The organism is Streptomyces sp. NPDC044064, assembly GCF_056434245.1.
In genome coordinates, this window is the sequence record NZ_JBWKFN010000034.1 from 1 (window position 1) to 13948 (window position 13948).

At 73.9% G+C, this 13948-nt stretch carries 4 protein-coding genes; all 4 read left to right on the forward strand.

Going from position 1 to position 13948, the window contains the following annotated elements; genetic code table 11:
• Nucleotides 1-2: 2 nt before the first annotated feature.
• On the forward strand, nt 3-10061 hold the full coding sequence (locus AC07DS_RS38265; RefSeq protein ID WP_479153079.1) for an amino acid adenylation domain-containing protein: 10059 nt from the start codon (nt 3-5) through the stop codon (nt 10059-10061).
• Nucleotides 10058-11302 carry a crotonyl-CoA carboxylase/reductase gene (ccrA, locus tag AC07DS_RS38270; RefSeq protein ID WP_479153081.1) on the forward strand — a complete coding sequence of 415 codons (1245 nt, stop codon included), beginning with the start codon at nt 10058-10060 and terminating at the stop codon, nt 11300-11302. Before AC07DS_RS38265 ends, ccrA begins: the two co-directional genes overlap by 4 nt.
• A 129-nt stretch (nt 11303-11431) precedes the next feature.
• Entirely contained in the window at nt 11432-12736 is a 1305-nt protein-coding gene (locus tag AC07DS_RS38275; RefSeq protein ID WP_479153083.1) for a glycosyltransferase, read from the forward strand.
• A complete protein-coding gene (locus AC07DS_RS38280) occupies nt 12717-13934 on the forward strand; it encodes a DegT/DnrJ/EryC1/StrS family aminotransferase (protein WP_479153085.1) in 1218 nt (405 codons plus the stop codon). The genes AC07DS_RS38275 and AC07DS_RS38280 overlap by 20 nt, the downstream gene beginning before the upstream one ends.
• Nucleotides 13935-13948 lie beyond the last annotated feature (14 nt).

Genomic DNA, 13948 nt, shown 5'->3' on the forward strand with positions numbered 1-13948 from the left:
TGCTGGGGGATGCGGCGCCTGCTGTGGTGCTGGCGTCGCGGGAGACGGCGTCCGTGGTGCCCGGCGCGGTGCTCGTGGAAGAGGTGCCCCCGGCCCCCGAGGCCGTCCACCCGGTGACGGTGACGCCCGAGGACGCGGCCTACGTGCTCTACACCTCCGGTTCCACGGGACGCCCGAAGGGTGTGGTGGTCCCGCACGGGGCCCTGCGCAACTTCCTGGCGGGCATGCGCCCGGTCGTCGGCCCGGCGCCGGGAGACCGCTGGCTGGCGGTGACGACCTTCGGCTTCGACATCGCGCTGCTGGAGGTGTTCGGGCCGCTGGTCTCCGGCGCGACGGTGGTGCTCGCCTCCCGCGAGACCGTGCGCGATCCGCAGGCCCTGGCCGCACTCGCCCAGGCCGAGGGCGTGTCGGTGATGCAGGCGACGCCGAGCCTGTGGCGGGCGCTGCTGGACGAGGCGCCGCAGGCCCTCGAGGGGCTGCGTGTGCTGGTCGGCGGCGAGGCCCTGGATCCGGTCCTGGCCCGGGAGCTGTCCGCGTCGGCCGCGTCGGTGGTGAACATGTACGGCCCGACGGAGACGACGATCTGGTCGACGTCGGCTCCGGTCACCGGGGCGGAGGTGTCGATCGGGGGTCCGTTGGCCAACCAGCGGGTGTACGTCCTCGACGGTGCCCTGCGGCTCGTTCCGCCGGGTGTGGCGGGGGAGTTGTACATCGCCGGTGACGGTGTGGCGCGTGGTTATCTGGGCCGTGCGGGGCTGACGGCGGGCCGGTTCGTGGCCGATCCGTTCGGTCCGGCGGGCTCGCGCATGTACCGCACGGGCGATGTGGTCCGGTGGAACGCCGACGGCCGGCTGGTGTTCGTGGGCCGGGCGGACGACCAGGTCAAGATCCGCGGCCACCGCATCGAGCTCGGCGAGATCGAGGCCCGGCTGCGGGACCAGCCCGGAGTCGGCGCGGCCGTCGCCGCCGTGTCGCCCGGACCCGACGGCGTGCCGAGGCTGATCGGATACGTGGTCGGCACCGAGGACACCGCCGCCGTACGCGCGGCGCTGACTGCGTCGCTGCCGGAGTACATGGTGCCCTCGGCGATCGTGGTGCTGGACGCCGTACCGCTGACCCCGAACGGCAAGACCGACCGCAAGGCGCTGCCCGTGCCCGAGCTGAGCGCCGGGGCGACACGGGAACCGCGCGACGCGCAGGAGGACATCCTGTGCGGGCTGTTCGCCGAGACCCTCGGCCTGGAACGGGTCGGTATCGACGACGGGTTCTTCGAGCTGGGCGGTCACTCGCTGCTGGCGACCCGCCTGGTCTCGCGGATCCGCACGGTGCTGGGCGTGGAGGTGCCGGTGCGGGCGCTGTTCGAGGCGCCGACGGTGGCCGGTCTGGCCCGGTACGTCGACACGGCAGCGGCCGCCCGTCCCGCGCTGGTGCGCGGGGAACGGCCCGAGACCCTGCCGCTGTCCTTCGCCCAGCAACGCCTGTGGATGCTCGACGCCATCGAGGAGACCGGCGCGCTCTACAACCTGCCGCTCGCCACCCGGCTGCGCGGCGAACTCGACGTGGACGCGCTGCGGGCCGCCCTCGCAGACGTGGTCGCGCGCCACGAGGTGCTGCGCACGCTCTACCCGGAGCGGGACGGCCTGCCGTACCAACGCGTCCTGGACCCCGCGGACGCGGTCCCGGAGCTGCGGGTGCGGGCGGTGACCGGCTCCGCGCTGGACGGCGCGGTGGCCGCCGCCGTACGCCACGAGTTCCGGCTCGACGCGGAACTCCCGCTGCGGGCGACCCTGTTGGCGCTGGGCCCGGACGATCACGTGCTGGTGCTGGTGCTGCACCACATCGCCGGTGACGCCTGGTCGATGCGCCCCCTGGTCCGCGACCTCACCGAGGCCTACTCCGCCCGCCGCTCCGGCGCCGCCCCGCGCCGGTCCCCGCTGCCCGTCCAGTACGCCGACCACGCCCTGTGGCAGCGCGAGCTGCTCGGCGACGTGCGCGACCCGGACAGCGAGGCGGCCCGGCAGGCCGCTCACTGGAAGCAGGCCCTCGCCGGTCTGCCCGACGTACTGGAGCTGCCCGCGGCGCGGCCCCGCCCGGCCGAGGCGAGCCACCACGGCGACCTCGTCCCCTTCGAGGTGGACGGCCGACTGCACCAGGAGCTGCTCGCCCTCGCCAGGTCCGGCCGGGTCACGCTCTTCATGGTGCTCCAGGCCGCGCTCGCCGCGCTGCTCACCCGGCTCGGCGCCGGCACCGACATCCCGGTCGGCACCCCGGTCGCCGGACGCACCGACGCGGCCGCCGACGACCTGGTCGGCTTCTTCGTCAACACGCTGGTGCTGCGCACCGACACCGGCGGTGACCCGACCTTCGGCGAACTGCTGGACCGGGTGCGGGAGACGGACCTCGCGGCCTACGCCCACCAGGACCTGCCGTTCGAACAGCTGGTCCGGCAGCTGGGCGTGGAGCGCTCGCTGGCCCGGCACCCGCTGTTCCAGGTGATGCTCGTGCTGGACGCCTTCCAGCGCGACGGCGCGGTCCTGGACGGCCTCACCGCCGAGAGCGTCGCCCGCCCGGACACCGCGGAGGGCGGCACCGCCAAATTCGACCTGTCCCTGCGCGTCACGGAACGCCGGGGACCCGACGGCGAGCCCGCCGGCCTCACCGGAACGCTCGCCTACGCGACCGACCTCTTCGACCGTCCGACGGCCGAGGCGATGACGGCGCACTTCACCCGACTGCTCGAGGAGGTGGCCACCGACCCGCACCGGGCCCTCGGCGACCTCGACATTTCCACGCTGGAGAAGGACTTGGAGACCGCACCACACGACGGCAGGGAACCGCACCCCGGCTCCCTGATACCCCGGATGATCGAGGAGCAGGCGGCCCGCACCCCCGGTGCGCCCGCTGTGACCGGCGAGGCCGGCACCCTGACGTACGCCGAGCTGAACGAACGCGCCAACCGGCTGGCCCGGCTGCTCGTCCGGCACGGCGCCGGACCCGAGCGGGTCGTCGCGCTCATGGTGCCGCGCTCGCCCGACATGGTCGTCGCGGTCCTGGCCGCGCTGAAGTCCGGTGCCGCCTATCTGCCGCTGGACAGCGAGTACCCGGCCGACCGGATCACGTACATGCTGCAGGACGCGGCCCCGGCGCTGGCGCTGACCACGAGCGCGGTCCAGGACCGGCTCCCGGCTGCGCCCGGCACGACCCGGATCGTCCTCGACGCGCCCGGCACCCGTGCCGAGCTGGCCGGCCTCGCGGCCGACGACCTCACGGACGCCGACCGCACCGCCCCGCTCACCCCGCACACGCCCGCCTACGTCATCTACACCTCCGGCTCCACGGGCCGGCCCAAGGGCGTCGTCGTCGAGCACCGCGGCATCCCCAATCTGGTGCGGGCGCGCGTCGAGCCGTACGCCATGGGACCGGGCAGCCGGGTGCTGCAGTTCGCCTCGCTGAGTTTCGACGCCGCGCTGTCCGAGATCTGCACCCCGCTCAGCTGCGGCGCCTGCCTGGTGCTGGGCCCGGCCGACATGCTCGACCAGGTCGCCCGGCTGCCGGAGCTGATCGGCGAGCGGGGCGTCACCCACGCCACGCTCCCGCCCGCCGTGCTGGCCAGGCTGCCCGAGGACGCCCTGCCGTCCGTACGCACCCTGGTGATCGCCGGGGAGGCCCCGCCGGACTCCCTGGTCGCCCGGTGGGCGGTCGGCCGCAGGATGTTCAACTGCTACGGCCCCACCGAGACCACCGTCTCCTGCACCATGGCCGGCCCGCTCCCGGCCGTACCCGGCATCCCGCCGATCGGCGGCGCGCTGCCGAACCTGCGCCTGCACGTCCTCGACGAGCGTCTCGCACCGGTGGCCGACGGCGAGCCGGGCGAGCTGTACGTGGCGGGCGCCGGCGTGGCCCGCGGCTACCTCGGCCGGCCCGCGCTGACCGCGGAGCGGTTCGTCGCCGACCCGTTCGGCCCGGCGGGCACCCGGATGTACCGCACGGGTGACGTGGTCCGGCGCCGCCCGGACGGGGAGCTGGAGTTCGTCGGCCGCGCCGACGGCCAGGTCAAGATCAGGGGCCTGCGCATCGAACTCGGCGAGGTGGAGACGGCGCTCGCGTCCTGCCCCGGGGTGGGACAGGCGGTGGCCGCCGTCCGCGAGGACGAGCCCGGCCGCCCCCGCCTGGTCGGCTATCTCGCCGCGGCCCCCGGCACCGGCCTGGACACCACCGCCGTACGGGCCCGGCTCGCCGAGGTGCTGCCCGAGTACATGGTGCCGTCGGCGCTCGTGGTGCTCGACCGGATCCCGCTGACCGTCAACGGCAAGGTCGACCGGGCGGCGCTGCCCGCCCCGGCCGCGACCGCCGGGCCCGCCGGCCAGGACGGCACCGACGGTGCCCCGCGCACCGACCGCGAGGAACTGCTGTGCCGGGTGATGGCCGGCGTGCTGGGCCTGCCCCGGGTGGGCGTGGCCGACAACTTCTTCTCCCTGGGCGGCGACAGCATCACCGCGCTCCAGGTCGCCAGCCGGGCCCGGGAGGCGGGCCTGGCCGTGTCGCCGCGCGACATGTTCCGGCACCAGACGGTCGCCGAGCTGGCCGCCGCGGTCACCGACACCCGGCCCGGCCCCGCCGCGCCCGCCGACGACGGCGTCGGCGCCGTACCGCCGACCCCGGTCGTGCGCTGGCTCGCGCAGCGGCGCGGCCCCATCGCCGGACTGAACCAGTCGGTGCTGCTGCGGGTCCCGAGCCTCGGCCGGGACGCCCTCGGCCGTGCGCTCCAGGCGGTCGTCGACCACCACGACGCGCTGCGCATGCGGCTGTCGGGCTCCGCCGCCTCGGTCACCTGGGGCCTCACCGTGCGGCCGGCCGGCGAGGTCCGGGCCGACGACCGCATCACCCGCGTCGACGTGAGCGGCTTCCCCGACGACCCGGCCGACCCCGCGCTGACCGCCCTGGTCACCGAGGAGGGCGAGGCCGCACGCCGCCGCCTCGACCCGGAGGACGGCGTGCTGTTCCAGGTCGTCTGGTTCGACGGCGGCGCCGGCCGGCCCGGCTGGCTGCTCGTCGTCGCCCACCATCTGGTCGTGGACGGCGTGTCCTGGCGGATCCTGGTGCCCGACCTGGCCACCGCCTGGCAGGCCGCGGCCGAGGGGCGGACCCCGGGCCTCGCGCCCGTCGGGACCTCCCCGCGCCGCTGGGCCCAGCTGCTGCTGGCCGAGGCCCAGACGCCCGAGCGGGCCGCGGAACTCGACCTGTGGACCCGGATGCTGGAGGAGCCCGAACCGCGCCTCGGCGCCGAGGCGTTCCGCGCCGCCCGCGACACCCGCGAGAGCGCCCAGCACCTCTCGGTCCGGCTGCCCGCCACGATCACCGGCACCCTGCTCACCGCCGTACCGGAACGCTTCCAGGCGCGGATGGACGACGTGCTGCTCACCGGTTTCGCCCGCGCCGCGGCCCGCTGGCGCGAGCGCAACGGCTGGGGCTCCGGCTCCGCCGTGCTCGTCGACGTCGAGACCCACGGCCGTGAGGAGATCGCCGACGACGTCGACCTGTCCCGTACGGTCGGCTGGTTCACCGCCATCCACCCGCTGCGCCTCGACCCCGGCACCCACGGCCCGGCCGCCGCGCTGAAGCGGGTCAAGGAGCAGATCCGGGCCGTGCCCGACAACGGCCTCGGCTACGGGCTGCTGCGCTACCTCAACCCGGACACCGCCGGACTGCTCGCAGCCCACCCCACCCCGCAGATCGGGTTCAACTACCTGGGCCGCGTCAACGCGACGGCACTCGGCGACAGCACCGGACGTGGCGTCCCGGGCTGGTCCGGAGAGCCGCGCATGGACACCCGGGTCGTGCCCGCCGACGCCGGACTGCCGTTCGCGCACCCGCTGGAGATCAGCGCCGTCACCCGTGAGACGGCCGAGGGACCCCTGCTGGACGCCACGTTCTCCTGGCCCGGGGCCCTGTTCACCCGGGACCAGGTCCGGCAGCTCGCCGACGACTGGTTCGCGGCGCTGGGCGAGCTGGCCGCCGCCGCCGAACGTGCGGACGCCGGCGGGCTCACCCCGTCCGACCTGCCGCTGGTCTCCCTCACCCAGGCCGAGATCGACGCGCTGGAGACCGCGCCGGGCGGCGTCGAGGACGTCCTGCCGCTGTCCCCGCTCCAGGAGGGCCTGCTCTTCCACACCCTCTACACGGACACCGGCCCCGACGTGTACGCGATGCAGCTCAGCGTCGACCTGGAAGGGCCGCTGGACCCCGTGGCGCTGCGCGCGGCCGGGCAGGCCCTGCTGGACCGCCACCCCAACCTGCGGGCCCGCTTCGTCCACCGCGGCGACGGCCACCCCGTCCAGGTCATCGCCCGCCGGGTGGAACTGCCCTTCGAGGAGGCCGACCTGAGCGGCCTCGGCGAGGCCGCCCGGGAGGCCGAGCTGGCCCGGCTCACCGACGCGGCCCGCGACCACCGCTTCGACCTGGCCACCGCCCCGCTGGTGCGGCTGCTGCTGATCCGGCTGGGCGAGGAGCGGCACCGGCTCGTCATCCTCAAGCACCACATCGTGCTCGACGGCTGGTCCATGCCGCTGTTCCTGCGCGACCTGGTCGCCCTCTACCACGGCGAACAGGCCGCTCTGCCGCCGGTCGTGCCCTACCGCGACTACTTCGTCTGGCTGGCCGGACAGGACCGGACGGCCACCCAGGAGGCCTGGCGCCGGGCGCTGGACGGGCTGGGCGAGCCGTCCCTGCTGGCCCCCGCCGGATCCGGGGCGCCCACCCAGATGCCCCAGGACGTCGGCCGGTCGCTGTCCGCCGAGACCACCGCCGCGCTCCAGACGTACGCGGCTCAGAACGCGGTCACCGTCAACACCGTGCTCCAGGGCGCCTGGGCGGTGCTGCTCGGCCGGCTGCTCGGCCGCGACGACGTGGTGTTCGGCACCACGGTCTCCGGCCGTCCCCCGGAGATCCCCGGCATCGAGTCCATCGTCGGGCTGTTCATCAACACCCTTCCCGTCCGGGTCCGCCTCGACCCGGCCGAGGACTGGCGTGCGCTGTTCACCCGGCTGCAGGACGAGCAGTCCGCGCTCACCGCGCACCACCACGTCGGGCTCGCCGACATCCAGCGGCTGACCGGCGTCGCCGGGGACCTCTTCGACACCCTCGTCGTCTACGAGAACTTCCCGACCGCCTCGGGCGGCGGACGCGAGGGCGCCCTGCGCGCGACGGCCGTGGAGGGACGCGCCGCGGCCCACTATCCGCTGGCCCTGATCGCCTCCGTGGGCGACGGCCGCCTCCGGCTGCGCCTCGACCACCGGCCCGAACTGTTCGACACCCGGACCGTGCAGACGCTGCTCGACCGGCTCGTGCACGTCCTGGAAGGCATCACCGCAGCGCCGGGACAGCCCGTCGCCACCGTCGACATCGCCGCCGCCGACGAGCGGGAACAGCTGATCGACGGCTGGAACGGCGGCCCTCTCGACCTCCCCGCCGACCCGCCGACCATGACCCGCCGGTTCGCGCAGGCCGTCGCCGAGGGCCCGGACGACATCGCCGTACGGCTCGGCGACACCCGCCTGACCTACCGCGAGCTCGACGAGCGCGCCAACCGCACGGCCCGCCGGCTCATCGAGCTCGGGGTGCGCCCCGAGACCCGGGTCGGTGTGCTGCTGGACCGTTCGGTCGACCTGATCGTCAGCGTGCTGGCCGTCCTCAAGGCGAGCGCGGTGTACGTGCCGCTGGAGCCGACCTACCCCGACGAGCGGGTGCGGCTGCTGCTCGACGAGACCCGCTCCCCGGTGCTGCTGACCGACGGCGAACGCGCCGCCCACTGGACCGGGCAGCTCTCCGGCCGGGTCACGGTGGTCGCCGTCGACACCGACCCCGGCATCCCGGCCCAGGCGGACACCGCGCCGGACGTGACCGTCCTGCCCGACCAACTGGCCTACGTCATCTACACCTCCGGCTCCACCGGCACCCCCAAGGGCGTCGCGGTCAGCCACCGCGCCGTCGTGGAGCTCGCCGCCGACCACTGGTGGCAACTGGACGCCACCCGGCGCGTGCTGTTCCACTCGCCGCACGCCTGGGACGTGTCCACCCTCGAGTGGTGGGTGCCGCTGCTGAACCACGGCGAGGTCGTCATCGCCCCGCCCGGCAAGGTCGACCTGGAGGCCATCGCCTCCCTCGTCGTCGAAGAGGGCATCACCGGACTGTGGGCCTCCGGAGGCCTGTTCCGGCTGCTCGCCGAGACCCACCCGGAGTGCTTCCGGGGCCTGGCCGAGATCCGCACCGGGGGTGACGTGGTCCCCGCCTACGCCGTCCGCCGGGCCCTGGAGGCCTGCGCCGGCACGGACACCGTGGTCACCGCCGGCTACGGACCCACCGAGACCACCGTGTTCTCCACCCGGCACTCGATGCGGCCCGGCGACGAGGTGCCCGAGAGCGTCCCCATCGGCGCCGCGATCGACGCCACCCGGGCCTATGTGCTCAGCCCCGGACTGCGGCCCCAACCGGTCGGCGTGGTAGGTGAGTTGTACCTCGCCGGGACCGGTGTGGCCCGCGGCTACGAGAACAACCCGGGCCTGACCGCCGAGCGGTTCGTCGCCGACCCCTTCGGCGAGCGCGGCACCCGGATGTACCGGACCGGCGACCTGGTCCGGTGGCGCGCCGACGGGCTGATGGAATTCGTCGGCCGGACCGACGAACAGGTCAAGCTGCGCGGCTTCCGTGTCGAACTGCGCGAGGTCGAGGTCGCGCTCAGCGCCTACCCCGGCATCGGGCAGGCCGTCGCCCTGGTCCGCGAGGACCGCCCCGGCGACAAGCGGCTGGTCGGCTACGTGGTGCCCGACGCCGGCGCCCCGGCCCCCGACCTGGCCGGGCTCCAGGCCCATCTGGCCGTCGGACTCCCGGAGTTCATGGTGCCGTCCGCGCTGGTGGTCCTCGACAGGCTGCCGCTGACCTCGCACACCAAGCTGGACCGCAAGGCCCTGCCGGCACCCGACCGGCAGCGCACCGACGACTCCGCCGGACGGCCGCGCAGCCCCCAGGAGACGGTGCTGTGCGAGCTGTTCGCGGACGCCCTCGGTGTGCCCGGCCTCGGCATCGACGACGACTTCTTCCTGCTGGGCGGCAACTCCCTGCTGGCCGCCTCCCTGGTCAGCCGCGTCCGCTCGGTGCTCGGCTGCGAGCTGAGCATCCAGGCCCTGTTCACCTCGCCGACCGTGCGAGCGCTCGCCGAACGGCTGGCGGGCGGCGGACCCGACGAGCACAACGCCCTCGACGTGCTGCTGCCGCTGCGCGCCAAGGGGAGCGGCCCCGCCCTGTTCTGCTTCCACGCGGGCGGCGGTCTGAGCTGGCGGTACGCGGGACTGCTGCGCCATCTGCCCGCGTCCGTACCGGTGTACGGCGTGCAGGCCAGGGCGTTCGGCACCCCCGGCTACCGGCCCGGCGGCATCGAGGAGATCGCCGAGCACTTCGCCGAGCGGATCCGGGCCGCCCGGCCCGAGGGCCCCTACCACCTGCTGGGCTGGTCCTTCGGCGGGCTCGTCGCCCAGGCGGTGGCGACCCGGCTGCAGGCGGACGGGGCCGAGGTCGGCCTGGTCGCCGTCCTCGACTCCTTCCCCGTGTCCTCCGCCGTGGCGGCGCCCGCCGCGCCCGCGTCCGGGGAGCAGAACCTGATGGCGGCGCTGCTGGAGGCGACCGGCCTCGGCGAACAGCTGCCCGGCGGCGCCGAACCGGACGAGGAGACGGTCGCCACGGTGCTGCGCGCCCAGGGCAACCCGCTCACCGACCTGCTGGCCGACCACCTGGTCACGGTGGCGCAGACGTTCCAGGACAACGTGGAGCTGCGCCGGGGCTTCACCCCGAAGGTCTTCAGGGGCGACCTGCTGCTCCTCGCGGCCGGCGCGGACGGCCCGGGCGCCGACGCCGGAACGGCGCGCTGGCAGCCGTACGTCGACGGCCGCGTCGACGCCCGCACCGTCCCCGGCCGGCACGAACAGATGCTGCTGCCCGGACCGATCGCCGAGGTCGGCCGGATCGTCACCGAGCGGCTGGAGAACCTCGGCGAGGAGGAGGGACGATGACCCGCGACATCTACGAGATCGGTGAGCTGCCCCCGCTCGGCGAGGTCCCCAGCCACATGTACGCGGCCCTCATCCGGCCCGAGCGGTACGGCCCGCCGCGGCAGGCCATCCAGGTCGAGCCGGTCGAGGTGCCGCCGGTGGGCCGCGGCCAGGTGCTGGTCATGGTGATGGCGGCCGGCGTCAACTACAACGGGGTGTGGGCCGGCCTCGGCACCCCCGCCGACGTGATCGCCGCCCGCCGCAAGCAGGGCGACCCGCACGACTTCCACATCGCCGGCTCCGAGGGCGCCGGCGTGGTGTGGGCGGTCGGCGAGGGCGCCACCCAGTACAAGGTCGGCGACCAGGTGATCATCGCCGGCGTCCAGTGGGACGAGTCGGCCCCCGACATCCGCATGGGCGTCGACCCCACCGCCTCCAAGTCCCAGAAGGCCTGGGGGTACGAGCTCAACTTCGGCTCCTTCGCCCAGTTCACGGTCGTCGACGAGTACCAGGTGCACCCCAAGCCGCCGCACCTGACCTGGGAGCAGGCCGGCTGCTTCCTGGGCGGCGGCTCGACCTCGTACCGGATGCTCACCGGCTGGGCCCCGCACACCGTGCAGCCCGGCGACCCCGTCCTGATCTGGGGCGGGTCCGGGGGCCTCGGCTCCATGGCCATCCAGATCACCGACTACTTCGGCGGCATCCCCATCGCGGTGATCTCCGACGACGACAAGGCGGAGCACTGCCTGCGCCTCGGAGCCCGCGGTGTGATCAACCGCCGCGAGTTCGACCACTGGGGCAGGCTGCCGGACGCGGGCGACGCCGCGGCGTACCGGCAGTGGCAGTCGGGGGCCCGGGCCTTCGGGCGCCGGATCTGGGACATCCTCGGCGAACGCAGATCGCCCCGGATCGTCCTCGAACACCCGGGCCGCGACACCCTCGCCACCTCCGTCTACGTCTGCGACAACGCCGGCATGGTGGTCACCTGCGCGGGCACCAGCGGCTACAACGGCGACATCGACCTGCGGTTCCTGTGGATGTTCCAGAAGCGTCTGCAGGGTTCGCACGCCGCCAACGTCCGGGAGACCCGGGCGGCCATCAACCTGGTGGCCTCCGGCCGGGTCGACCCGTGTCTGAGCCTGACCCTCCCGTTCCGGGAGATCGCCGACGCCCACCAGCTCGTCTACGACAACCGTCATCCGGCGGGCAACACGGCCGTCCTGGTCAACGCCCCCGAACCGGGTCTCACCGCATTGCCCTGACCCTCCGGGACCGTGGTCCCTTTTCACCTTCCGCCGGGGGCAGTTGGGCGTCGAGGCGGCGTCCAGCTCCCCGGTACTTCCCTCTCCTAATGTGACAGCGATCCGAATGACGAACAGACGGGGGGACGGATGAAGGCGCTTGTCTACTGCCATGGAAGCCGGGGGGACGTCGAGCCTTATCTGGCGCTTTCCGTGGCGCTGCAACAGGCCGGACACAGCGTGGTCCTGGCGGCCCCCCGCCTTTTCTCCCCGTCCGCGGAGAAATACGGAGTTCCGTTCGCGGCGCTGAACGACGAACTCGTCCAGCTCATGACCAGGCCCGAGTTCAGGGACGTCCTGCAGCGCAGTGACGCTCTGACGGAAGCCGACCGGGAACTCAAGAAGAAGATCTTCGTCGAGTCGTTCCCGCGTATGTACCCCGCGATGCTCAGGGACATGTGGGAGGTGGCCGCGGACGGCGGCGCCGACATTGTCGTCCATTCGCACAACCACCGGGAAGCGGTGCCCCAGATAGCCGAAAGGCTCGGCGTACCGCACGTTCTGGCGACCCTTTACCCCAACTTCGTGCCGTCCCGGGACTACACGTTCTTCGAGCGGGCCTACCGAATTCCCGAAAAGCCCGGGCAGGAGGAGAACGTCTTCACGGCGCTTCCCGCCCGTGCGCTCGCCGAGTGGCGGTCCGAGATCCTCGGACTGCCGCCGCGGGAGAACGCCCAGGACTTCCGGTACCGCGCCGACGGCACCCCGGCCACGGTCCTGCACGGATTCAGCCCGCAGGTGGTGAAACCGTCCGCCGACTGGCCGGAGTGGGTCCACACCACCGGGTTCTGGTCGCTTCCTCCGGCCGCCGACTGGACCCCGCCGGAGGATCTGCGGCGGTTCCTGGAGTCCGGTGAGAAGCCGGTGTTCGTCGGTTTCGGGAGTTCCCTGGCCCCTGACCCTGAAGCCACCGGCCGCCTGGTGCAGGAGGCGGTGCGGCGCGCCGGAGTGCGCGCCGTGGTGGTGGCGGGCTGGGGCGGGATCGAGATCCCGGAGCCGGGCACGGACATCCTCACCGTCACCGAGGTCCCCTACGACTGGCTGCTGCCGCGGGTACGGGCAGCCGTCCACGCGGGCGGCGTCGGCGCCCACAACGCGGCTCTCGAGGCCGGCGTCCCGCAGGTCAGCTGCCCCTTCCACAAGGAACAGCTGGTGTGGGCCGGGCGCCTGCACGAACTCGGCGTCGCTCCCGCGCCCCTGCTGCAGCGCGACCTGACCGCAGACGCCCTCGCCGAGGCCATCCGTATCGCCGTCACCGATCCCGGCATCGCCCGCACCGTCGCCGGGGTCGCCGCCCTGGTCCGGGAGGAGGACGGCGCCCGAAACGCCGTCCGGGTTCTGGAACGAGTCCACCACGAGCAGACAGGAGCACGCCGTGTCGCTCACCACGCATGACGGCATCGGGAGCGCGGTCGACCAGGAGCGGCCCGCCCCGCCCCGCCTCCGCGAACACCCCGCCTTCGACCGGCCGCTGCACGTCGGCACCCCCAACATCCCGGACCGCCGACGCCTGTTCGAGCGCATCTCACAGGCCCTCGACCGGGGCTGGCTGACCAACAACGGCCCGCTGGTGCGAGAGTTCGAGGACCGGCTCACCCGGCTCACCGGTGCCGCACACGTCCTGGCCACCAGCAACGGCACCTCCGCCCTGGAGGTGCTGGCCCGGGCCCGCGGCCTGACCGGCGAGGTCATCGTGCCGTCGTTCACCTACGTCGCCACCGCCCACGCACTGCAGTGGCAGGGCCTGACCCCGGTCTTCGCCGACATCGACCCGCACACCGGCACCCTGGACCCCGCCCATGTGCGCCGGCTCGTCACCCGGCGCACCAGCGGCATCGTCGGCGTTCACCTCTGGGGCCGGATCTGCCCCGACGACGAACTGCGGGCGATCGCGGACGAGCACGGGCTCGGCCTGCTCTACGACGGCGCGCACGCCCTGGGCTGCGAGCTGGACGGCCGCGCGGTCGGCGGCTTCGGCGACGGCGAGATCCTCAGCTTCCACGCGACCAAGTTCATCAACGCGTTCGAGGGCGGCGCCGTCGTCACGAACGACCCCGAACTCGCCGAACGCGTCGACCGCATGCGCAACTTCGGGTTCGGTCCCGGCCGGGAGGTCCTCACCTTCGGCACCAACGCCAAGATGAACGAGATCTCCGCGGCCATGGGACTCACCGCCCTCGAGCACATGGACGAGATCACCGCGGCCAACGCCCTGCGGTACGAGCACTACCGGGCCGGGCTCACCGGTGTCCCCGGCGTACGGCTGCGCGGCCCCGGCCCGGGGGAGCGCAGCAACCACCAGTACGTCGTCATGGAGATCGACGCCACGGTCACCGGAGTCCACCGCGACCGGCTGCTCTCCGCACTCCATCAGGAGAACGTGCTGGTCCAGAGGTACTTCCACCCGGGCTGCCACCGCATGCGGCCCTATGCGCAGCGGGCCGACATCCACACGCCGCTGCCGCTGCCCGGCACCGAGGCGCTGGCCGAACGCGTCCTGGTCCTGCCGTCCGGGCCGGCCTTGGCCCCGCAGGACGTGGACCGCGTCTGCGAGGTCGTACGGCAGGCGCTCGGGGCAGCGCCGGCGCACTGACAACCAAGGGAGAA

Bases quoted from the DNA above. Each gene is read 5' to 3' on its own strand.
- ccrA (WP_479153081.1), top strand. From the start codon at position 10,058: ATGACCCGCGACATCTACGAGATCGGTGAGCTGCCCCCGCTCGGCGAG.
- AC07DS_RS38275 (WP_479153083.1), top strand. From the start codon at position 11,432: ATGAAGGCGCTTGTCTACTGCCATGGAAGCCGGGGGGACGTCGAGCCT.